Origin of the sequence: Mucilaginibacter xinganensis (assembly GCF_002257585.1) — a bacterium.
Taxonomy (GTDB): Bacteria; Bacteroidota; Bacteroidia; order Sphingobacteriales; family Sphingobacteriaceae; genus Mucilaginibacter; species Mucilaginibacter xinganensis.
Genome location: NZ_CP022743.1, coordinates 1,742,609 through 1,767,497, shown reverse-complemented (window position 1 = coordinate 1,767,497; position 24,889 = coordinate 1,742,609). Strand labels below are relative to the sequence as shown.

Genomic DNA, 24,889 nt, shown 5'->3' with positions numbered 1-24,889 from the left:
CAAGATGGCTAACAACGATAACGAACAATACCTGCTGAATGAACAAGTTTCATTCGTACAGCACTACCTGCCGGGGCTTGATGCCGGTGAATATAAGCTGCAGATAGACCAGCAGATTTTTGAAAGCGATGGTATTACCCCCGTAAGCGGCGATGCCTATACCAACAGTTATACTTTTGCCGTTACCGGCGACAGGTTCAGCATATCAAACCCGGCTACGCTTAATTCAACATTCCCGGCCAATAACGCATCGGGCGAGTATTCAAATGTGCTGCCGCATGTGGTTTTTTCACAGCAGACCTTCCCATGGATCAGGTACCCGAACCTTGACGAACCCTATACGCCGCCGCAGCCGGGCAGCGATGTTGATAGCGATGTACCCACCTGGCTTTGGGTGATGCTGCTTGACGAAGACGATATTGCGGCCTTCCCCAACCTGCAAACAAGCCCCAATAACTGTACTATAGGGGACCTCTACCCACCGTCGGTAGTGGCAGCAAGCACGCTTGGAAGCAATTATTCTTATTTTAATTCAGCTACCGACCTTTCAGGCCTTGAGCCGGGACAAAATACAACAGACAGCATCCAAACCATTGATGTGCCGCTGAGCCTTTTCTGGTCGCTGGCACCGTCACTTGCGGATATGTCATTACTTGCCCATGGCCGGGTGGTTAGTCTGGTAAACCAGCCAACCAGCGGATCGAGTATAGTTGGCGAAGCCACCGGATCATTTTCTATTGTTTTTGGTAACCGCCTGCCTAATACCCAAAAAAAGTGCTTTGCCTTTTTAGTATCGCTGGAAGAGTTGCAGGACTTTTTGCCCCAAACATGCGGGCTTCCGCCTGTTAACACAACTTACCCGGGCACCGCACTTTTGCGCCTGGCTATTTTAAAAAACTGGACGTTTTTCAGCACCGGCGAGAGTGCCACATTTGTTCACCAGCTGGAAAGCCTGAATGGCTGTGTTCCAAGAGGGGCACCGGCTTCAAACACCAATATCAGGATTCCTTACCACGGCAGTAACACCGTTGTAGAGGGCGCATTGGACATGGGCTATGTACCGCTGAACGAAACCATGCGCACCGCCGAAAATAATGTATCCTGGTACCGGGGGCCGCTTGTTCCATATTCCATCCCATCGTCAACAATAACCTTGCCGGTTCCCTCGCCAGATGCCGCCACCATATTTGACCCTACCACGGGCATGCTGGACACCTCCTATTCCGCAGCATGGACCATAGGACGAATGGTAGCCCTGCAGGACGTAGCTTTTTCGACCGGCTTATATAACTGGAAAAAAACACTGGATGCACAGGTGAATAATAATATTGAAAATGGCCTTTTTGACAACGCACTGGGCGTTACTGCGCCATCTGTTGAGCGAATGGCTGAAGTGGGCTTTCAGCCAAGATCACTTTTTAGCCAGGTTGCCTTAACCCTTAAAAAAGACTGACCATGAAAAATAGTTTATCAAGAAGCAGCCTGCAACAAAACCGGGTAGCAGTTTTTTCACAGCCATCGGCAATACTTAACACCATAATTGATCCGATTATACCTGATAACCTGGCTGCCTGGCTAAGCAAACTGGCATTATTGAGCGGCGTTCCGTTTAATTACCTGGTACCCGATGAAAGAATGCTTCCCCTGGAATCAATCCGTTTTTTTTACCTGGATCCCAATTGGATCTCGGCACTTACTGACGGGGCATTCAGCATAGGCCGCAACCTTACAGCCGATACTGAAAACGCTTCGCTAAACCTGGATACGGCTCTTGCACCGGGAAGCATGGCTAAGGTAAACGCATTTAAATCAAACATCAGGTCAACCATCCTCGGCACAGATACACCGCCCCCACCAACTGTTATTTCAGGTTTTTTACTGCGTTCAAAGGTGGTGCAGGACTACCCCGGCTTAGGTGTTAATGTTTACCCTTTAGGCGGCACGCCCGATGACCCTACGCCTAAAATGCTTGACCTTTTACGCCTGGAGAAACTGGCTGCCAATTCAGACACCATGATCTGCCTGATCTCGGGCGATGCCTATCGCGTGGATATCCATGAAGCGCCGCAGGGCCTGCATTACGGTATTGATTGCTATAATGATAACTGCACGGTAAATCAAAAGCCTGCTATGGCAGTAAAAAACCTGCACACATTTACAGTAAACACAACAACAGGGCCTACAGGAACCACTATACAAAGCGTTACCATGAGCCCCGATGTTACACACACAGATATAAGTACCAGTTTTCGCCCGAATAATACCCGGGTAATTGATATGACTACACTGGCGTCAACGATAGCGACTGTAAATTCAGTTAAAACTATCGATTCGGCCGAAATGGGTTTTGAAATGACAGAAGGGGTTGGTATGGTAAGTTTCTTTAAAACAACGTAAGGATATGAATGCAATTGTTCCGTTAAATGTAGCTGCAGCACGCGTAAATCAAAACGACAATAATAAGGTTGTTGGTAATTTCCAGGGCAAAACAACGATGTTTGAAAAAATGCCGTGGAATGATGGCACTGGGAGTTATTCAAAAAGCGCCAGTACCGGCGATAAAATATTCCGCCAGCTTGGCACCGCTCCGGGCGGCAACCCGTTATACAGCCCTTTAAACCAATTAGGTACCGGCATCCATTTACACTGGGAGCTGCCCGATTATTTTAAAAAGGGAAGCCAGACAGACGAAAGTTCGGCCTTTGTGTTTCCAAACGCCCCCAACCGCTGGCTGGTTACCCGGTACCTGAGCATTTACAATCAGCAAACCTCGGCCTATGACGCCGTAACCAGCAAAAGCTGGGTAGTGGAAAGCGACTATATCAGCAGCACCAAACCTGATAGCCGCCCCGCTGTTACCGTACCCCTGCCCGCCACACCATCACCGGGGCAACAACCTTATATGTATATGGGCCGCGTGGTTGATTTTGCCAGCTGGAACCCCGCAACAGAGCCTGCATCAAGCTACCTGCCTTATTACAATGGTATTGATGGGCAGCAGCTTTACCTTACCTCTATCGGCTTTGTTGGCGCTTATTTTAGTTCTTATTACCCGGAGTGCTGCAGTGTATTTGGCTTTTGGGATAATTTTAGCGATGTAAGCGATGTTTACACTGCCATTACTACCGAGCAATCGCCCATACAATTCAAGGCAACCTACCAGGTTATCGGCTGGCTGGATGATCCGTCTGCCGATCCTTTGGCAAGCATTACTGCACAAGTTACCACACAGTACAACCAATATGTTTCAAATTGTACCGCAAACAACACCGACCCTGTACTAACCCCTGTTGATTTTTTTAATACCATCACCACTCAGGATTTAAAGTGGACCTTTAACCTGGCCGATATTTCATACACGCTGGGTAATGATTACCAGGTAGAAACATTAAATGTGCCCACCCAAACGCTTTGCGCCGGCACGGTGCAGGAAGTGGTGTGGAACATGAATGCCAACCTGGGCACTACCTATTTTCTTTCGTCAGGCGACAGCAACCCCTCGGTATGGTCGGCACCAACGGAAGTTGCTATCGGTAATTCAACGGAAGAAGCACTTTCGGCCCTGCTTAAATATGATATGGGGCAAACCACCAATGACCCTGACATAACCGACAATTATGAACTATTACTGGATGCGCTGCAACTGGGCCTGCTGAACGACATTGAGAAGACGCCCAATAAACTGATAGAACTGGAAGAGGCGCTTCACCAAAACGGATTTTCGTCACTGGCGGGCGGTTATGTTTGGATGATAGCTGACATGAGCGAAAAGGACAGTACCTCGGCACAGGATGAAGAGATAACACTGCCACTTGAGCTGGCCGAACAGCTATACTTACTGAACAAGGCACAGAAAGACTACGACATGGGACGCGGCGGACTAAGCATTATGCGGAAGCAGCTATTTATGGACTGGATACGGTATGTTAAGCTTTACATGGGCGAAACCACGGAAAGCTATATCAGCTCATCGGCCATGTCAAGCTTTATATGGACCTCATCAGGCGGCGAACTTAACGCTGTTGTTAACTACGGCAACTCCGTTGGGCTGCTGCAATATACTTTAGATGATGTGAGCCAGGCCGTTAACGGCATTATGCAGCCAGGTAGCACTATAAGCACAAGCAGCCTGGCCTATGCGGTATGGACCAGCTACCAAACTGTGCTTAGTGCGGTAGTTCAGTACAATAATGCTAATCCAAAAGCCAACGTGGTGCTGCAATGCGGCAAGGCGCCTGATTTTTACCTTCCGCAAGAACCTGTTGTACTGATGGAAGGCGATATGATTGAACCACCGCAAAGGAACGGCGACGGCGATACTACCTACGCCCGGCTAAGCCAGGAACTGCTGTCGCAGCTGCAGTTCAGTTACAGCGCAGCCAGCTTTACCGTAAACGCCACCGACCTGGCAAATGTGCCGGTGCTGACTACCAATATGCCTGCTCCCCTGCAACCGGACGTACAAACCCTCATCGGCGAAGCATTTCTGATAACCCCGATGCTGGCTCCTTTTGTTACAACCGCACTGGCCGCAAAAGGCGGCAGCAATAACCCCGCAGTTGCTTCTGCCGGAGATTTTACTACTTCACTGATGTATGCACAGGGTGGATTGAGCCCGCTGGATATTACCCCTAACCCGGGAGGCATTCCGGCGCCGCCTGCCGCCAGTTTATTTGCCACGGTGTATGCAACCGGTTATACCCGGGCCTCGAATGTAAACATAGCGGTGACAGCCCCGCAGGCACTTCAGGTTACATTCACCAACGCAGCAAACGATGGTTGGGTGCCTGACAATATTGGCTGGAACACCCAGCTACTGTATCCCGAATTTACAAGCACCAGGGTTGACCCGTTCCTGCCTATCTTTATGATCTGGAACGTATCGCTTAACCCTTTGCTTTGGGAGGGCGACAATGCAAACCAGGTATATTCGCCCACCAACTTAACTGATTTCTTTTCGCTGGATGCCGACGGGGTTGACTACCTGTATAACATGAACGGCAGCACCGCAGTTGATTTTACTTCGCCTGATGCTGTTGATTACAGCGATGACGCCACCATGCGCACTGGGGCAACCAATGTGCTGTCATACCAGATCACCAATTTTATCAACAATAACCCTAACAGCCCCGATAAGGCAGCCCTGCAGCAAATCTCGGCCCTTTACAGCAACAGGAAAATACTTTCGCAGGGATTAAGCAGCTTTAACATTAACCAGATACTGGCAACCTTTATTCCGCAAATTGCGGTAGAAAACCTGGTTGCAGGCGCAAAAGACAGCATTACTTCAAAAGTAGCAGCGGCAGCTAAGGCCACCCTTAACGACAACTGGTACGATGATGCCTTCAGCAGCCTTGAGCCAATCTCATCGCAACTAAAAGCGCAGGGTAATTTTGGGCCGCTGCGTGCCGGATTTATGGATATCATAAGCATTGAACTTGTTGACGTTTTCGGACAACGGATGGACCTTACCAGCGGCAATGTTCCGGGAATGCTGAGCTGCATTACCTCGTATGCCATGAGTCCGCAGGTTACAGACACCGCCAACCAGGGCAAAATATACCTGGCCCCGCGCATTGAAACCCCTACCCGCCTTTGGTTTAAATGGCTATCGGCCCAGCATAACAGTTTGGTACCGGGCGTAACTGCAGACTTTGTGGAAATGAACAGCCATCCTTCCACCTCGCCGGTTTGCGGGTGGGTAATTCCCAACCACCTGGATAACGATCTTTTCTTTTATGATTTTAACGGAACCGCAATAGGCACCTTTGGCATTGAGCACGTAAATAACCCGGTAACAGTTTACCGTACCCGTGCCGGTAACCTGGCCAACCCTACCAATTCACTGGCGGCAGATATAGGCGAACCGGGAAGCCCCACCGTAAATGAGCATTTGGCTAACTACATGTGGTATATTAACAGCCAGCCCGCAGCTTTTCTGGAAGATATGATGACGGCGATTCAAAATGCTGCAAATTTTATCAGCCCATCAAATTTTGCGCAGGATGTTTCGCTATCTGTACTAATCGGTAGCCCGCTGGCCCTTACACGGTCGATAATTGGAATGGAAACCCTGGGTAACCTGCTGCCGCTGAGCCAGGCAGATACAGGCGCAAGCAGTCCGTTTCCGCAGGATGTGAACAATGCCCGGTACAACTATACCGACCGTATGCCTTACAGCAGCGCAAACCTGGGCAGCGTACAATTCCCGGTAAGGCTGGGCGACCTTGCCAATTTAGATGACGGACTGGTAGGCTTCCTTTTTGAAGGTACCGGCAGCAACCCCTATTCGGGACAGAGTTTTTATACCCCGGCAGCAAAATCAGGGTGGACAAACGGTGTTGAACAGCCAACGGCCACTACATTGCAGCTAACCCTTAATGAAACGCCTGTAAGCATTACTATGCTGATAGACCCGCGCGCCGCAGTACATGCCACCACGGGTGTGCTTGGGGTAAGTGAACTGGGCATCCCGGCTGATCAGTACGCTTCAATTATGAACAACCTGGCGGTAAATTTCACCACCAGGCCAATGCTGCAAATGTCATCAGGCCTGGTAGTGCCATTGCCTGCCGAGAACGGCTATTCATGGTCGTGGATAACGCCGGGAGCTTCGGCTGTCACTCCACTGGCGGCTAACGCTGCAAACCAGGCACCGGCCTACGGCTATTCGCCACAAAGGCTGCTGGAAGGCTGGCTGGCGCTTAATCCTGATGGTACAGGCGGTAACAGCTAATTATTAAGACATCAAAGACAAAGGAATTATTTAAAAAACCTAAACACTTACAAAAGATGGCCAATACACAATCGTCTGTAGATTATATGCCTTTCAGCGCATTAAATCCTGCTGATAGTAACCAACCGGTGGTTTTCATCGGCACAAGCGCTACATTGAATATTGTGATTAACAATGCAACGGGCGGTGATATCCAGGTGCAGCCAGGGACAAATGCATCCACCATGGAAATATTCATGCCTTCTTTTTTCACTCCCGCCGAGGTTCAGCAAATGGCTATAGCTAATTTATCGCAGACGGGCTGGGGCTGGGCTTATAACCAGACCGACAACAGCCTGATGCTTACGTTTACCGGCACGGCTATTACATGGGCAAGTACCTCCAGTTTTACGTTTGATATTACCGGCGCAATATCAAACGGCACCAGTACAATGGATACCATCCAAATCAACCTCAATAACCTGGAAGGCATCAATGTGCAGGCCTCCGTATCTCAAAATCTATCGTTAAACAACCCTGTAGTGATAACCAATAAGGATATCACTACGGTAATGCAATTAAACCTTGACAACCAGGGTTCTGTTTTTGTATCAGTTGCTTCTGATCCGCTTAACAACACCATCTATCTTAATTTAAAAAATACCGGTACTACCCCTTTGTATGATGATTCAAAGATGTGGACGGGCAACCCTATTGTGAATGTTAGCTTTGTGTATGGCAACACTGCCGGCGCACTGGCACCTGATACCAAGGGCCAGGCAAGTTCATTGGGCTCTGCCTGGCTGATCAGTGCAAGCTTATCAACAAACCAGGATTGGGGGTACCAGAACCCGGTAGATACCGGTCAGTCAAACAGTCCCGTATGGCAGTTGTACCCCAACCCTACCAACCAGGATATAATTGGCACCGGAGCTAATGCCAACGTTACGTTCGCCTTTAGCAATATTGCCTCATTTACGCCCACCGGGCATACGCAAATGTATGTGCAGTTCACCAACTTTCAGGCTAACAGCACCACTAATTATAACACGACGGTATATGTGATTGATATAATAAAACAAGACCCGCCGCCTACCCGCGGACTGCTGAATTTTTTCAGTACGGCTGGCTCCATCATACCCCTTACGGGCCCGCAAAACAATATCTCGATCCCGTTGCGATGGTCAATGTTTTATGTAGATAATATCAACATGATCTGTAACGTGCCGGGTGTGCAGTTAATGGCCAAGAATTATTACAGCGCTAACATGAGCCCATTGAATTACGATAGCTACGCGTTGGTGATCCCTATCGAAATATCGCAAAACACACCGGTATTTATCACGCTTCAAGCCTTTGACAATAACGGAGGCTACCTTAACGCTATGCAATTTACGGTGTTTATTTCGGCAAACTTTTTTACCGACCCGGCGGGCCAAACCTATCCCGTAGTATTTATCAATAACCAAAACTGGCTGGCGGCCAATTACAATTACGATTCGGGCGCTGGTTGCGTTTCATACAATAACAATGGCGGCAACCGGGTTCAGTACGGCCTCTTGTACAACGAGGCTACCGCGCAGGCCAATGCGCCCGACGGGTGGCGCCTGCCAACACAAACCGACTGGCAAAATTTATTTAACTTACTGGGCGCAAATGCCTACCAAAGCCTTATTACCGGTGGTACTACCAATTTTAATGCGCAGCTGGGCGGCTATGCCGATAACCAGCTTAACTTTAACAACCTGGCCGCCACCGGCTATTACTGGGCATCAACACAGGACGGTGGCACAGGGAACAATATCAGGGCCCAGTTTTATTCTGCAATGAGTTCTGTGAATGCTACAGGATCTTTTCCTCCGGCTTACTACTTATCAGCACGCTATGTTCAAAACTCATAAACCAACGCTGTGTCTTTGCATGATGGTGAAGAATGAGTCGCAGGTGATCCGCCGTGCGCTTGAATCGGCATTGCCGCATATTGACCACTGGGTGATTTGCGACACGGGCTCGACAGATGGCACACCCCAGATAATAGAGGAGTGCCTGACGGGGATAAACGGTAAACTGCATCATACGCAATGGGAAAATTTTGGCCATAACAGGGCCGAAGTTATCCGCCTTGCGGAGGGTAAAGGCGACTATATTTTGATAATGGACGCGGATATGATCCTGAACGTGAAGGCACCTTTTAAAGAAACACTGGCGCTTGACTTTTACGAGATCCGCTACGAAGGCAGCCTGGATTATACCCAGCCTATGCTGATCAGCAACCGGCACAACTGGAATTACGAGGGTGTAACCCACGAATTTATTCACGCAGAAACTGCCTCCAGCTGGGCATTTTTACCACAGGTAACGCTGACCCATTTTGGTGATGGTGGCAGCCGGCTTGATAAATTTGAACGTGATATAAAGTTGTTAACCGAAGCCCTGGAAGCTGAACCCGGAAACGCCCGGTATATGTTTTACCTGGCGCAGTCATACAAAGACACGGGTAAATGGGCAGAAGCGCTGCACTGGTATCAAAAACGAATGGAAGCCGGGAGCTGGGCCGAGGAAAGATGGTACGCTATGTACCAGGCTGCCGAAATGAAGCGCCAGCTAAATTTACCCTGGCCCGAAATAATGGGGGCTTACCAGGCAGCGTTTGACGAACGCCCTATCCGCCTTGAGCCGGTGTACGCCATTGCTAAACATTACCGGGAAACCTCGCAATTTTACCAGGGATACCTTTATTCGGCAGTTGCGCTGCAGGGTGTGCAATACCCCGAAAATGAAAAGCTGTTTATTGAGAAACCTGTTTACACACACCTGTTGCTTTTGGAGCATATTACCTGCGCCCTGGCCTGCGGCCGTGTATCAGAAGCAATAGAAGGTGCAAACCTGATTTTACGCCGGGAAGAATTACCTGCCGACGTATATGAACATGCCATTAATGCCCGTAGTATGGCTTATAACTTACTTAAAGGGAGTGGTATACAAACAAGCGGGCAGCACAATAAAATTGTAGTTATAGTTCCATTTTATAACGCATCGGTCTTTTTAAATAATTGTGTTAAGAGCCTGCAAATGCAAGACTATGATTGTTTCCGGGTGATATTTATTGACGATGCCTCTACCGATGAAAACCGCGGGTTTGCCTGTCCGCAGAACCTCGATTCTGTCATCATCCGTAATACCATGCAGAAAGGGAGCCTGTTCAATTTTAACTATGCCATAACTGAATATTGCGAGCCTGATGATATTGTGGTTTGCCTTGACGGCGATGACCTGCTGACCTGCCCCGAAGCCTTGAGTTACATCAACGATCGTTACCAGCAGCATGACTGCTGGGTAATGTACGGGCAATACGAAGCTTGTGACGGCACAAAAGGCATTTCGGCACCCTTTGCCTCGCCAAAAGATTTTGGCACTTTACGTACCATCTGGCGTACATCACACATTAAAACTTTCAGAGCCGGTTTGTTTCACTGCATTGCAGAACAGGACCCCGAACTGGCGTGCTTTAAAGATAAAAATGGCGACTGGCTTAACTCTGCGGCTGATGCGGCTATCATGTTCCCGCTAATTGAGATGGCTGGCTTTAACCGCGTACTTTTTAATCAAAAGGTTTTGTACAGCTACAACGCCGCTAATTTACTGAGCCATCACCATAAAGATATGGTTAAACAAACGGAAAATTTCGACTGGGTTAGCAGTATGCGTCCATTTGGCAGGGTTAAATATTATCAACCGGTAAACAATTTATTATTACACTCATGATAGCACAGATCCAACAAAAAATTGAGCATCAACTGTCTGCAGGTAACCTGGATGAATTTATCAGCAGGGCGGGTTTTATGAGCCATAGCAAAGAAAAGCTCATGAACAACGAAGAGATTACTACTTATTTTAAGCTTAACACCTTTGAAACCGCCCGCGCAGTTTTAAGCAGCGCCACGGACGAACAGCGGGAGATAAGGCTCGCCACTTTTTTTAACGAGTCGTTAATAAACCGCAGCAGGCTGGGCCAGGGCAAGCATGACCGCGGCGAGGCTGTTGTTTTTGCAAACGCACCTGTTTCGGACAAGGACAGTAAAGGCATCAACCGCCATTTCCCGGTAAGGGTAAAAGGTATTTCGGTGTTAAATAAAATAGTACCCAAAGGTGAAACATGGGATGTGAGCGTAACCGGTGAATTTTGGGGGATAGACGAAATGGAAGAGCTATACACCGTGCTGAACGTTGGTACGCTGGTGCTTGAAGAAGATGCAAAAGTAGTGATCAGGGGCAACGTATTTTCGATGCTCTGCCAGCAGCTTATCTGCCACGACAGTTCATGGGCATACAATTATCAAATAGGCGTTTTGCCCACTCCCTATTCGGTTGATTTTGGGCATGGCCCGCATAACGGCCCGCACGGGATAGACGGCAGATGGGGCCGCCCGGGCACGGCCGGCACACCCCTGCCTATGCAAAACAGCATTTTAGGGCAAATATTTTTGGATGAGGAAAATACCGGCGGGCTAAGCGGCACCAATGGCGAAGAAGGGCAACCGGGAACAAACGGTGTTAAGGGACGAAATGGCGGGATGTGCAAACTGGCTGAAATAACGATCCGGAACCTAAGCGGGAAACTGGTTGTTTTTTCGCAGGCAGGCGATGGCGGCGATGGCGGCAACGGCGGCAACGGTGGAAATGGGGGTAATGGCGGCGATGCTATGCCGGGGCAAAAATCATTCACTAAAACAGTATCCGGCGGCAACGCAGGCGACGGCGGAAATGCCGGTAACGGCGGCGATGCCGGCAACGCAGGGCATGGTGGCATCGCATCCAACATCTACCTCCGCATTCCGCAGGAGGCTATTTCAAATGTCACCATGCGGTCGTACCCTTCTTTGGGCGGGCTTGGCGGAAACGGTGGCAAAGCAGGAATAGCGGGCATGAGCGGAAATGCGCCATCGCCGGGGGATGAAGCGCTGAATTGCAAAGCAGGCAAAAACGGGATGGACGGTACCAATGGCAAAGATGGGCAGCATGGCAGATCACGCGCAGGCGCTAATTTATATCTCAATGACTTTCCATACCCGGGGGATTAGCGGCGCTGAAAAATTGAAACAAAATACTAAACATTTAAAACAATAATTATGAAAATTGCACAAACCTCTTTCCGTGAGCGGGCTCAACAGCTGGGCCACTCGCTTGAGCTGCTGGATATGGGCCTTTCCGTAACCAGCACAACTAAAGTACAGGACGTAGATCAGCTTAGAGATGTAACCCGCATCTTTAACCCTAATTATGGCCCTGCGCTTACCGAAAAGCTTTTCGGTAATATTCCGCTCACCGATGCTGAAACAGATGGATCAGCCTATGGGACATTGCGCCGGGTGAATGAATTTCTTTATGGGGATGCGCCTTTAGCTGCAAGCGACCGGAAACGGGTAGCGCCATCATTTCCAATACAAATGGAAACTACTTCAGCACAGGCTTATACCCTTACAGGACCAACAATTATAAGCCCTACACAGCCGGCTCCATGGGGAAATAATCAAAACATAGGCGTATTAACTATTAATGATGGCGCTTACCTGTCTGTATATCAAACCGCATTCAACCTGATTACCGACGGCCTTGTACGCATAGGCAGCAGCGGCAGCACAAATTTGGCCGACATCAATATTTTTGGAGCGACAGGCACCTATGGCGGCACCGGCAGCGGAGGTTCTGTTGGCGCAACCGGCTCCGTAGGCACCAACTCCAGCTGCACGGTATCGGGCTCTGAACCAGGCGATGCAGGTGGCCCCGGCGGCACAGGCGGTACAGGCGGAACAGGCGGGCCAGGTGGCCCCGGCGGAACCGGGCTGCCAAGTTACCAGGCTACGATAACCATTAACGGCACGGTTACCGTGGGTAATAACCCGCAGATAAGTATTTGGACCAGATCAGGCACGGGCGGCTCAGGCGGCGTAGGCGGCACGGGTGGCCAGGGCGGAACAGGCGGCAACGGAGCTAATGGCGCCAATTGCGAATGTACCGGCACAAACGGCGGCAACGCAGGCAATGGCGGTTCTGGCGGCACCGGCGGACTGGGCGGTAACGCAGGCGCTGCGACTAATGCATCAGGAAACATTGTAGTAAATGTGCCTTCAGCCTACGCGGGTTTATTTACTTCGGCATCATTTGTTGCGCCTCCGGGAAACTATGGCACAGGTGGCGGGGCAGGCTCGGGCGGCGTTGCGGGCAGTGCAGGTTCTTCCGGTAAACACAGCGACGGCGGTAACGGCGGCAGCAAGGGGGCAACAGGCTCAATTGGAAATAATGGTAATGCAAGTACCCAATCAGGTACCCCGGCTACCATTTCTATCAGCCCTTTCTAACCATATATATATTCCAAATCAGCCCTGCTTTACATAAAGTAAAGCGGGGTTTATTATTTTACAATGTAGCGTTGCAGTTTATTGAACAGCTAACTAAAGCTTTCTGTCCGCTTTTTTTGCCATTTTCGGAAGATCCTGTTGTAGTGCTAACATTAACTCATCAGCAGCACTTTCGCAAAGCGGCAGAATTTTTTCTGGCGTCATAAAAGGGATCCCGGCAACCCGGGCACCTGATTTTTTTGACATCGCATCCTTTTTTAAGGAAAATATTTTATCGCCATTTTTGTTGAAGATAACAATATTGGCGTGCGCATTAATTTTCACAAGGGACAGGTTACCAAAGCTTTTCGCTTCCATGTCGAAATTGAGATAAACCTTCATAATGCCATCGCACTGATCAAACAGAGCCAGTAATTTTTTCTCATTTGCACCTCCTTTTAAAGGCAGGATCACTTTATAGCCTTTGGCCGCCAGGTAACTGTTACCGTTTAAGATATCGTTAAATCCGGCATTTTCAGGCGCAAAATCTTTATAGGCTTCGTTACGGGTCACCTCTTCTTCGGGTAAAATACGAAACGGAAAACTGGCCGCATAACTTTCAAAAAACTGGTCGTGAAAATTTTTCAGCAACGGCCCCATATCAAATTTCGGATCGTCGGCGAGCTTCGCCATAGCTGTGCCGATGGAGCCCGGCGCATAACCGGGTACTTCAATTTGTTTAGCCACATAAAATGTAACAACAGCTACTTTTTTATCCTGAGCGTAGGTACAGGATACTAAAAGTGCCAGAAACAGGAAAGAAAGAATGAATTTTTTCATTAGTAACGGAAGGGGCATATTTCTTTTCAGCCGGCAAATTAATTAAATATTGCTGAACGTTCCGGCAATTGCCCTTTATAACCCCATAATCAGCGTATTGTTGACTTTCAAATTAAAAAAGTTTATTTACGGGCAGTATCTTTCGCATCCAGATCAATTTTCAACACTCAAAATAATATGAGATATCATCAGATTCCGTTCGTTTTTTTAAGCTGATCGTACCATTCTTTCATCACAAACCAGGCCTTCTTTTTATCGCCTTGCTCTGACAGCAGCCCTTTGCGATTCCATCCTTTTTGAAAAGTGGACTGCATTCTAACCGGCGACCTGAAATCAACCAGTACCCACGGACAAACACCCTGCAGGAAGGGAATCCCTTTGAACATTTTTATTTGATTGTTGTAGATGTTCACCACATAATCTTCGCTCCAGGCACTTGCCTTTACCGCCGTGTCTATTTTGTTGTTATAAACGGATTCGCCACCAAATTCAGAGATGATCATAGGTTTATTAAAGTCGGAGAGCCATTGTACCTTTTCAGGATCTTTGGCCCAGTCTGTGTACCAGCCCATGTATTCGTTAATACCTATTACATCTACATATTTCATTACCGAGTCCTTTAATTCCATTTTACCGTCGTGGTAACTAACATTATTAAAGGCGGCAGTTACTAAACGGTCCGGGTCGAGCATTTTGGCTTCTTTTGCCAGCTCAACCAGCGTCCTATCGCGGTCCTTTGAGGGCCCGGTTTCATTGGCAACGCTCCAAAAAATAACGTTACAGCGGTTTTTGTCGCGTTTAATTACTTCTCTCAGCATCAATGCCGCTTTGTTTTTAACGGTTGAATCCGGAAAATCAATCCCCTGGTAAACCGGAATTTCTTCCCAAACCATCAGGCCCTTTTCTTCGGCCTGTTTAATGGTGTATTCGTTATGCGGGTAATGAACCAGCCTTACAAAATTACATCCCAGTTCTTTCGCCCAGTTTATTAAAACCAGTGCGTCGGCATCAGAATAAGCCCTTGCCTTACGCTGCGGAATTTCTTCGTGAATATTAACCCCCCTTAAAAAAACCGGTTTCCCATTCAGCAATATTTGGGTGCCCTCAACCTTAATTGTGCGAAAGCCAATCCTGTCGCTAATGCTGTCTTGGTCAACGCTCAGTCTTGCGGTGTAAAGCCTGGGCTGGTCAGGCGTCCACAGCCGGATCTTTCTTTTCAGGCTGATAGCGGCGTAACCTTTACCATCGGTAGTAACTTTTACATCAATCTTTAACTCCGGCAGTTTTACCGATACCTGCTTCCCCGCTACAGCGCTGTTTAATTTTACGTACCCGGTAATGTGGCTGTTATCTGCGGGATCAAGCTGGAGTTTGTAATCGTCAATAAATACATCATGCGTTTTAATTAAATGTACATCCCTCGTAATTCCGCCGTAATTAAACCAATCGAAACCAAAACCGGGGATACCATTTTTAACGCGGCTGTTATTCACCCGCACCACAACGGCATTGTCTTTTTCCTTTACAAGGCCGGTTATTTCAAATTGAAAAGGCGTAAAGCCACCCTCGTGCCGGCCCAGTTTTTTGCCATTTAAAAACACATCAGCAATATAATTGGCTGCGCCAAAATGAATAAACAGGCGTTCATTTTTACCCGGCTGGTAATTAAATGCTTTTTTATACCATACTGAGCTTTCATAATAAGTTAGTTCCGGCATTTGGGAATTATAATCGCCGGGCACATTTAACGTGTTGTTCTCATCAAAGGAGTATTCTAAAAAATCATTTTTTCCGGTAGGTTTGGCATCCTTATAAATGGCGCGCCAGCCAATACCGGCGTCAAATGGGTCAATAATGGTTTCCCATTTGCCGTTCAACAGCGTACTGTTGCGGCCATATACATTTATCATACTGGTTTGCCCATAACTGAGCGCACCAGCCAGCATTAATAAAACAAAGCCAAGGGTTCCAATTGCTTTCATATAAGCCGGGATTAAAATTTATTATCGGTAAGCCACTTCTCTATAAGCTGCGTGTACACTGATGTTCCGCCTGTTTTGCTCCTTATGCCATAGCCATGGCCACCTGTTGGGTACAAGTGCATTTCTGCCGCAACTTTAGCTTTTTTTAGCGCCAGGTAATAAAACAATGCATTTTCAACCTTAACCGGGTCGTCTTCCGTTTGCATTATAAACGTTGGCGGCGTTTTTTCGGTAACCTTTATTTCGGGTGCCAGCTTTCCTTCTTCCTTTTCATCAGCTAAATAAGCGGGGTAGGTTAGTATGGTAAAATCGGGGCGGCAGCTAACCTCATCCGCCGCATCAACATGCAAGTAGGTTCTTTTATCATAAGTATTACTCACCAAAGCCGACAGGTGTCCGCCTGCCGAAAAGCCCATAATACCGATATGATCTGGATTAATACCCCATTTTTCAGCATTAAAACGCACCAGTCCCAAGGCCCTTTGTGCGTCCTGCAGCGGGGCTTCGTATCTTAACTTGCCAGGCAACGCCGGAACCCGGTATTTTAATAAAATGGCGGTAACGCCAATTGAATTAAACCATTCACACAGCTCGGTTCCCTCAAGATCAAGGGCTAAGATACTATATCCCCCACCCGGGCAAACTACCACTGCGGTACCGTTCGGTTTTTTTGGGGTAAATATCTTTATAGTAGGATTGGTAACATCGGCCAGCCTGATCACGCTCCTGCCGCCCACCAAATCCTGGCCGGGTTTACTAAGGTCGTGCTCAACCAATTTATGCCCGTTAGCAGTATCTATGATCCTGCTTTGCGGCCACAGGCTTATTTCTGCCGGCACTTGTGCTTTTGCTGTAATACTGATGATGGATGCAATAATCATTATATACTTCTTCATATTATTAGGTCAGGATTGGAAAAGGCAAGATACGAGAATAGGCCGGAAGAAAGGAAAAAACGTTTTAGTTGGAAGTCCCGTATCGGGATCAGGGAATTAAAAAACAGGGAAAAAGAAAATTTCCTTATCCCCTGTTTTAACGCGACTATTTTATATGGATAATGTAGCTGAACTTTTGCGACTCTGAAAAAGGAGTGCAGGTAGCCAGCGGCCTTGGCCCGCATGAGTTTGAACCTACGCCAAGCGTACGGGCATCCACACATAATATGGTTGCTGTGCTTTTGGGCAGGTCAATCCGGTACTCCACATGCTCCATTTCCTCATCGCTGTACGGTAATGCCGAAACCTGTAATAGTGAAGTGTCTTTTGCTACCGCAAATGACGACCCATTCCCCGAGCTTAATTTAGCCCAGCGCACATCCTCGTGATTACCGGCCTCCATCGGTTTTTCATAAGGGGTGAGCTGCTGCTTAACAGTACTTTGGTATTGGCCAATATCGAAACCAAGCTTACGATCAGCATAATTTTCCATTGGCCCCCGGCCGAAATAGCTAAACTGGCTGTAATCCTTATCCAGCATAAAACGCACCCCTACCCTTGCCAGCGGCACAGTTGTATTATTAAATAAAATTTCGTTCCCTGCTTTAATAGTTCCGTCACCGCTTATTTCATAATCCACTTTATGGGTTACCACAAATCCACTGCGGCCTTTACCTTCCAGCTCGGCGCGTACCACTACGGTGTTATCGTCTTTTTGCTTAAATGAGGCCTTTAACACGGTCCATTTCAAATTCTTCAAACCGTATTTATCCCACAGTTCATTGGCCCACATATCATCGTTACGGTGCGGCGCGCGCCATAAGTGCAGCATAGGCCCGCCATGATTGGTTAGCACATTACTATTATGACTCTTAATTTCGGTGAAGGTGCCTTTCGTTTTGCTGAAAACGAGGCTGAAATTTTTTCCGGCAACATAAATATTACTGTCGTTATAAGATGCTTTTAAAGGTGCTTCAGCAACCATGGAATTTGCGGGAACAGCCGTGTTTATAACCGGCAACGCAAGTTGCTGCGATGCAATTTCATACTCTTTTTTTGCCCACAGCTCGTCTTTAACAGTAGCGAATGAAATCTTTAAAAAGTATTCGGCTCCCGGTTTGGGTGTAAACTGGTAAGGTATTTTTACATCTGCTGATTTGCCCGCTTCAATATGCCCAACCGTAAAAGTCCCCTTGCTGATCTCAGCGCCATTTTCGGTTAAGCTCCAGCTTGCAGCAAAACCGTCAAGGCTGATGAACTGGTAACGGTTATGGATATTTACCGTACCCGTTGCAAGATCAGCCGGTTTAATACTGATCCACTGGTAAGCATGCTTTAGCTCGGGGAAGTGCGGTTTAGGCGTACGATCAGAAAAAACCACGCCTTTATGAATAAAGTAATGATCGTTTGGTGTTTCGCCAAAACCGCCGCCAAAAGCAATAATAGGATGTTTGGGATCAAATTTATTGTAAATGCCCTGATCCTGCCACTCCCAGATACAGCCACCCAATAAGTTAGGGTACTTGTCGAACAGGTCATTATAGTCGGCCACGCTGCCCATGGAGTTAAACATGGCATGCGCATATTCGCACAGGTAAAATGGCTTTGTAAGCTTCTCATCAGTAGCATATTTTTCAACCCATCCCAGCGAGGTGTACATTTCGCTATCCATATCGGCAGGATTTTTTTCTCCAACGCCAAAGCCCTGGTAATGTGTAGGGCGATCGGGGTCTATTTTCTTGATAATATCCAGCGCAGCCCTGAAATTTGTGCCGCCGCTGCCGCACTCATTGCCCAGCGACCAGATAATTACTGATGAATGGTTTTTAAAATTCTCAACATTAGCTACGTTCCGGTCAATAATTGCCGCTTTTATTCTTGGGTCCTCGTTAAACTCATCCCAGGCACCGTGGCACTCCAGGTTGGCTTCAGCAAGCAGGTAAATACCATACTCGTCGCACAACTCATACCATCGCGGATCGTCTGAATAATGGCAGGTACGTACATGGTTGCAGTTTGCCTGTTTTATCAGCACGATATCCTTTATCATCTGGTCCTCTGTAATGGCGTGGCCCACGTCCGGCCAATTCTCGTGCCGGTTTACGCCTTTCAGCTTAACAGGCACCCCGTTCACCATAAAAATGCGTCCTTTTATCTCTACCTTACGGAAGCCCGTACGCGTTGAAACGGCTTCAATAGTTTGGTCCTTATCCTTTATAGAAATAACAGTGGTATAAAGCGCAGGGGTTTCTGCGGTCCACTTGCGGGGACGCGCTACCGGAATATTTACGGTGAGTGCTACCTCTGCGCCAGGCTTTAACGCCGGGATCTCTGCTGTGCCTTTTGCATTGTCAACAAGCTTGTTTCCGTCGTACAGGTCAACCATTAAGCGGCGGGGCTTTGTTGCTACGGTTCCAAAGTTCTTTATTTTACCTACTACCTGTAAGGTGGCATTGGCGTAACCGGCATCGAAATTCGTTTTTACAAAAAAGTCGCGGACGTGCTGTTGCGGCGAACTCCATAAAGTAACATTCCTGAAAATGCCGCTCAACCGCCACATATCCTGGTCCTCCAGGTAGGTGCCTGTGGTAAAGCGGTAAACTTCGGCAGCAATAATGTTATTACCCGGTTTAACAAAGCTGGTTATATCAAATTCGGCAGCATTGCGGCTATTTACGCTGTAGCCTACCTTTTTACCATTAACCCAAAGGAAGAAACCGGCATCAACCCCATCAAACGTTACAAAAATGCGGCGACCGTTCCAACTGGCGGGCACTTCAAAATTACGCCGGTAGCTGCCTACCGGGTTACGTTCTTTATATGCGGTAAAACTAACCGGCGGGGTAGTCATCACCCGTGGAAAATCCTTTTGAAAAATATAATTATAGTTGCTATAATAAGGTGTTCCATAACCTTCTATCTGCCAGTTTGAAGGCACTTTTATAGTTGCCCATTTATCAACATTGTAGTTAGTTTTATAAAAGTTTACCGGGCGTTGCTGCGGCCAGCCAACCCAGTTAAACTTCCAGAGGCCGTTAAGCGACCGTGCATAGGTTGACGCACGGCGGTTTGCTTTTAAAGCCTCATTTAAATTAGCATAAGGCATTAAAGTAGCATGGGCAAGCTGTTTATTTATGCCAATGCATTCGGGGTCCTCAATCTCTTTTGGGATAAATGCCGTATCAGTTTTGGTGAGCCAGCTTGCTGATTTCATTTGAGCGAAAACAGCGCTGCTGCTAAATGCAAAAATTAAAACCAAAACTATTCCTGCAATTTGTTTTTTAAACATCACTTTGTTGGTTGTTTTTATTGATAATCAGATAGTGTAATGATCCTGGTTAAATGCGTCGCATAACAGCTGTCAACGCTAACTGCGCTTTTGGCTGCCGTGCGGCTGCTAATTATGATGATTTTTTGGGTGCGCTAACTTTATCAACTACCCAGTTACCAATTTTTACGCCCTGGGTAACGCCGTTGTCAATAGCATCCATAAAATGGATGCCGCCCCAGAACCTGGAAATTGCAGCCTCTTTAGCGGCCTGCATAAAAGAGCTAAAATGCCGTGCCGGTACGCCATACCCCACTTCCACATTATCAGTGTATTGAAAATTATCACCAAAGTAATGCGTAAGGATAACGGCTGATGTTGCAGAAACTATGGAGTGCCCACTGATATATTCAGGAAATGGCGGTGTTTGCAGTAAGGGTTTCCAGTTGATATCAATATACCTGCGGATAGCTGTTTCCGGGCGGATCCGGTTGGTGCGGTATTTGTCCTCCCAGCAGGAGATAAACGCGTCGAGCAAACCTGCGGCCACTACCGTGTGCACCTCCATAGCTTTTGAGAAATTTGCTTTTGCCTGTGCGCAGGCTATCCCTGTAATCCCCATCCAGTGTGCCCCGGGAGAAATCTTTTTTAAGCCGATGAGCATGTGCCCGTTATCCTGCAAAGCAAAAGGATTACAATCCCAAAAATTGGCAATTGTTTTTTGCTCCATGGTTAACGCATTGCCGCTTGCCTTATAATTCATGATCAAAAATTTATAAAAGGCAGAATTTTTATCTGTTGAAAAAGGGATAGGCGGACCAGGCAGAAACTGCGTGGACGACTTAATTGTTAATGGCCTTACAGTATTAAAATAAGGCTCAACCGGTGCCATATATGCTGGCGGCGTGGGGTCCCAGGTGCTGTCTGCACCGGCCGGCGAAAAACGTTTGTAATTGCTGATGCGGTTATATTTATCCTTTTTAGCATAGGCCAGTATTTGTTTGCTAATGGCCTGACCGTAATGTTTGGAGCTGTCGATCACTTCGTCAGAAAAACCAATTCTGCGGCACGAATCCAGCAGTTCCTGCTCATATTTTATCATTGAACTGCCGGTGGGCTGCATTTTACCGGCAGTTTCCATCATGGCTACCAGCGCACTTAGCCGGTAATCGTACCCATTTGCAAAGGCTGGTTTCTTAATATCAGGATATTCATTTAACACGCCGTGCATTCCTTTCACGCTTTTGTCATTCTCTGACACTACCTCGTATCCGGCAAGGCAGGTATAGACAAAAAAGCGGGCGGCCAGCGGCGGGTTGGTTACATCGTGCACCATTCCAAGCGTTACCTTATTTATTACTTTGGTAATGTCCAGACTTGTTAGTTCAGGTTGCTTTTTTTTGCTGCAACTGCTATGCAAAATGGTGCCAGCAAACAACAGAATTATTAAAAATACCTTAAATCTCATTTGTTTAGTTTTCTTTATAAGCTTTTACCCCAACCTGATTGATCCCGAATAACAGGGTTTTGTTTATCTCAACCACGCTTCTTACATCTCCCCAAATTTTAAAACCCGACTGGTTTTGCGGAATGTACTGAAAATGGCCTTTACCATCGCCTTTTAGCAAAATGCCATAATTAGCGTCAGATTTGCCCATGCGCAACCGTGCACGGTTGATATTGCCACACAACAGCAGGTCGGGGTTGCCATCATGATCATAATCTAATTTGGTTATGGTATATACCGGCGATGACTGCACCTGCAACGGCAAAGCAGATGCGTGCAGTTTTCCCTTTGCATCGCTTAAAAAGCAAGTTGTTAAAAGGTTATTAGCCGATAAATGCCCTGCTCCCTGCATTTCAAGCGTAGTGAATATATCGTTAAGCGAAGCATCTGAATAGCTTTTATAGTCAGCAAACCTGGACCGCATCATGCTCATTTGGTCAAACAATTCGTCGCGGGTTACGTACGGATAGCTTTTGTTTTGGATATAAAAACAGAAGATTGGGTCAACCGATCCGTTGTCGTCAAAATCCTTATAATACATCTCAGCGGGTTCCTGATCAGAAACCTTGCATTGTGTATTCAGGCCGGTGTTCCCGATGATCAGATCGGGGTGCCCGTCGTGATTAAAGTCATCAACCAGGATCTTGTTCCACCAGCCGCTCTGGGGCTTATCAAAGTAGGTAGTGGTACTGTTTACCAGTTTACCATTGGTATTAATTAAAACAGTAACCGGCATCCATTCGCCAACCAGAACAAGGTCGGGCTTTTTATCGCCGTTCATATCAACCCAGGCGGCATCGCTCACCATCCCTATATGCTGCAGCTGCGCATTGTATTTAACAGTTTCATCGGTAAAATGCCCCTTGCCATCATTTACCAGAATGTAGCTTTGCGGCATTTCCGGATATCTGCCGGGGATAACCCTGCCGCCAACAAACAGGTCGGGGAACCCATCGCCATTGATGTCGGCCACCTTTACACAGCTTTTACTGCTCAGCATTTTGGGCAGGTTACTTTTAGCGCGGGTAAAATTACCCTTGCCATCATTTAAATAAAGACGGTCCTGTAACAGCGGATCACCCGGTAAAAAGTCGCTGTAACCACCTGAGCATACGTACAGGTCAGGTTTACCGTCGCCATTAGCGTCAAAAAAAACACCGTCCGCATCATCGCTCTTTTTATCAGCTTCAAACGCAGGTTGCGGTTTCAGAACAAATACATTGCCCTTTTGCTGCAGGTATAAGCTGCCTGTTTTGCCGTCTTCGCCCCCTACATATACATCTTCCAAACCATCACCATTAACGTCGCCCTTAATTATACAGGGGCCCGAGAATGACAGCGGGTTCACCATCAGCGGCTGCCGTTTAAAATCGTTGGTTTTATTTTTTTCCTTTTTATTGTTAACCGGTGACGTTACTTCTGCAAAAAGCGTTTTAACCGGTGCAGGCGCTTTCCAGCTGCCGGTTGCATTTTTTTCGCTAAGGGTAAGCTGCTGATCGGCGTTTACGCGCGTTATTACCTGCTGCCTGCCGTCCTGCCATATAATGCGTAAGGAATCTACCTGCTTATCTTTGCCCAAACCAAAATGTAATATGGGCGATACGCTCGACTGAAAACCCCGGCTTGGCATTTGCTCCAGGTATTGCAGTTTGTTTTTTATGTAGATGGTAACCTTTGCCCCTATGCCCTGCGTATTTTTTGCAGTGCCTTCCAGCTTAAGTTGCAGGTAATGGTTATTTAATTGCTTATCCGCTTCATTTTGGTAGATGAATGCAGGCTGGTTAATGTTGTTTACTATCAAATCAAGGTCACCGTCATTGTCCAGATCGGCATAAGCCGCACCGTTACTGTTTGATGATTGGGTGACGCCCCATTGTGTGCTGGTATTACTAAAAGTAAGATCACCGTTATTTTTAAAAAAGTAGCTGCTTACCTGTGATGATGGCATTTGCTGCACCAGGTTATAAATATCCTTGCGCATCAGCTTCCTGTCTTTCAGATAATCGCCCATATATTTCATAAAGTCCATATTTGTAAAATCGCGGGTATAGCCGTTGGTTACAAAAAGGTCTTTCCATCCGTCGTTGTCATAATCAGCAAATAAAGGCGACCAGCTCCAGTCAGTATTTGAAATACCCGATAACTGGCCAACCTCGCTAAAGGTGCCATTGCCGTTGTTAATATGCAGCATATTGCGCATATATTGGTAGTAAAACCCGGTACGCAGGGTTAAGTCGAATTTTTCATAATTATCAGGCGCAAACAATAGTTTTTGCCTGTGGTTCCCTTCCGGAAGCATGTCAAGGGTAAAAATGTCGGGTAAACCATCATTGTTGATGTCCGAGATATTATCGCCCATAGAGAACTCGGAAGTATGCCCTAATGACGATTGCAGCTTATTGGTAAACGTGCCATTCCCGTTGTTGATATACATAAAATCGGGAATGCTGTAATCATTGGAGATATAAATATCGGGCAGGCCATCGCCGTTAATATCGGCTATTGCTGCACCCAGCCCGTAGGTAAGGTCCGAACTGCTGATACCGGCCTGCTCGGTTACATTCTTAAATACGCCGTTATCATTCCGGTATAGCCGTACGCCATTTGGCGAATTTGATTTTTTTAAGGCTGCAACGGTGTTCACCTCGTCCAAAACAGGTAGTTGGACTGGGCTGTGATTTAATAAAAACATATCCAGGTCGCCATCCCGGTCATAGTCAAAAAATACTGCCTGTGTACTGTATCCCGCATCGGCCAAACCATATTTACCGGCTTCTTCGGTAAAGGTGGGATTTCCATCCTTATCATTTCCCTGGTTAATAAACAGTTGATTTTCGCGGTGTTCGGCCCTTACGTTGCCTGAGTAACAAACATATATATCTAATTTACCGTCGCCGTTCACATCCACCATGGTAACGCCCGTTTTCCAGGGGCCGGGCCTTCCTGCTACGCCCGCTGTGGCGGTTACATCGGCAAACTGCATGTGTCCCTTGTTAAGGAACAGTTTATTATCCGTCATGTTACCGGTAAAGTACAGGTCCTGTAAACCATCGCCGTTTACATCGCCAACTGCTACCCCGCCGCCGTTGTAAAAGTATTCATACATCAACACGTTGGTATTTAAGCCTTCGGTTAAGGTATTACTAAAGTCAACGTGGGTTTGTTCGGGTGTTAACAGGGTAAATAACGGGGTTCCGTTGCTGTTGTCAGCCTCTTTGTTTTCCGCTTTGTGGCGGCAGCCCATTAATGTAATAATGCCGGCAAAAGCCAGTTGAATAAATATTCTATTGTAAATGTTCACCAA

The 24,889-nt window shown here is 47.2% G+C and carries 13 protein-coding genes; 7 read left to right on the top strand and 6 right to left on the bottom strand.

Annotated features, from left to right (window positions below; translation table 11 throughout):
* Positions 1-4 precede the first annotated feature (4 nt).
* Genes MuYL_RS07730 through MuYL_RS07700 form a run of 7 tightly spaced genes read left to right on the top strand, consistent with a single transcriptional unit; the run spans position 5 to position 13,074 of the window.
* The gene (locus MuYL_RS07730; RefSeq protein ID WP_094569987.1) at positions 5-1,453 is read left to right on the top strand and encodes a hypothetical protein; all 1,449 of its coding nucleotides are present in this window, start codon (positions 5-7) and stop codon (positions 1,451-1,453) included.
* Between the two features lie 2 nt (positions 1,454-1,455).
* The gene (locus MuYL_RS07725; protein WP_094569986.1) at positions 1,456-2,397 is read left to right on the top strand and encodes a hypothetical protein; all 942 of its coding nucleotides are present in this window, start codon (positions 1,456-1,458) and stop codon (positions 2,395-2,397) included.
* Between the two features lie 4 nt (positions 2,398-2,401).
* Positions 2,402-6,736 carry a hypothetical protein gene (locus tag MuYL_RS07720; protein ID WP_094569985.1) on the top strand — a complete coding sequence of 1,445 codons (4,335 nt, stop codon included), beginning with the start codon at positions 2,402-2,404 and terminating at the stop codon, positions 6,734-6,736.
* A 56-nt stretch (positions 6,737-6,792) separates the two neighbouring features.
* Positions 6,793-8,616 (top strand): FISUMP domain-containing protein, encoded by a 1,824-nt coding sequence (locus MuYL_RS07715; RefSeq protein ID WP_094569984.1) that lies wholly within the window; start codon positions 6,793-6,795, stop codon positions 8,614-8,616.
* On the top strand, positions 8,600-10,480 hold the full coding sequence (locus MuYL_RS07710) for a glycosyltransferase family 2 protein (protein ID WP_170309733.1): 1,881 nt from the start codon (positions 8,600-8,602) through the stop codon (positions 10,478-10,480). The genes MuYL_RS07715 and MuYL_RS07710 overlap by 17 nt, the downstream gene beginning before the upstream one ends.
* Entirely contained in the window at positions 10,477-11,796 is a 1,320-nt protein-coding gene (locus tag MuYL_RS07705) for a hypothetical protein (protein WP_094569982.1), read from the top strand. The genes MuYL_RS07710 and MuYL_RS07705 overlap by 4 nt, the downstream gene beginning before the upstream one ends.
* Before the next feature lie 48 nt (positions 11,797-11,844).
* Positions 11,845-13,074, top strand: coding sequence for a hypothetical protein (locus MuYL_RS07700; protein WP_094569981.1), 1,230 nt, complete (start codon positions 11,845-11,847; stop codon positions 13,072-13,074).
* Positions 13,075-13,167: 93 nt separating this feature from the next.
* Here MuYL_RS07700 and MuYL_RS07695 read toward each other — a convergent pair whose 3' ends face one another.
* The 6 genes from MuYL_RS07695 to MuYL_RS07670 form a co-directional block, all read right to left on the bottom strand.
* A complete protein-coding gene (locus MuYL_RS07695) occupies positions 13,168-13,893 on the bottom strand; it encodes a hypothetical protein (RefSeq protein ID WP_094569980.1) in 726 nt (241 codons plus the stop codon).
* A gap of 188 nt (positions 13,894-14,081) precedes the next feature.
* Positions 14,082-15,875 (bottom strand): glycoside hydrolase family 2 protein, encoded by a 1,794-nt coding sequence (locus MuYL_RS07690; protein WP_211710253.1) that lies wholly within the window; start codon positions 15,873-15,875, stop codon positions 14,082-14,084.
* Between the two features lie 11 nt (positions 15,876-15,886).
* Complete coding sequence (locus tag MuYL_RS07685; protein ID WP_094569979.1) at positions 15,887-16,771, bottom strand: alpha/beta hydrolase; 885 nt, start codon at positions 16,769-16,771, stop codon at positions 15,887-15,889.
* A gap of 145 nt (positions 16,772-16,916) precedes the next feature.
* Positions 16,917-20,099, bottom strand: a complete 3,183-nt coding sequence (locus tag MuYL_RS07680) for a glycoside hydrolase family 2 TIM barrel-domain containing protein (RefSeq protein WP_094569978.1) — start codon at positions 20,097-20,099, stop codon at positions 16,917-16,919.
* A gap of 112 nt (positions 20,100-20,211) precedes the next feature.
* Positions 20,212-21,546: a vanadium-dependent haloperoxidase gene (locus tag MuYL_RS07675; protein ID WP_094569977.1), complete on the bottom strand. Its 1,335-nt coding sequence runs from the start codon at positions 21,544-21,546 to the stop codon at positions 20,212-20,214.
* A gap of 4 nt (positions 21,547-21,550) precedes the next feature.
* On the bottom strand, positions 21,551-24,886 hold the full coding sequence (locus MuYL_RS07670) for a VCBS repeat-containing protein (protein WP_211710251.1): 3,336 nt from the start codon (positions 24,884-24,886) through the stop codon (positions 21,551-21,553).
* Between the last annotated feature and the right edge of the window lie 3 nt (positions 24,887-24,889).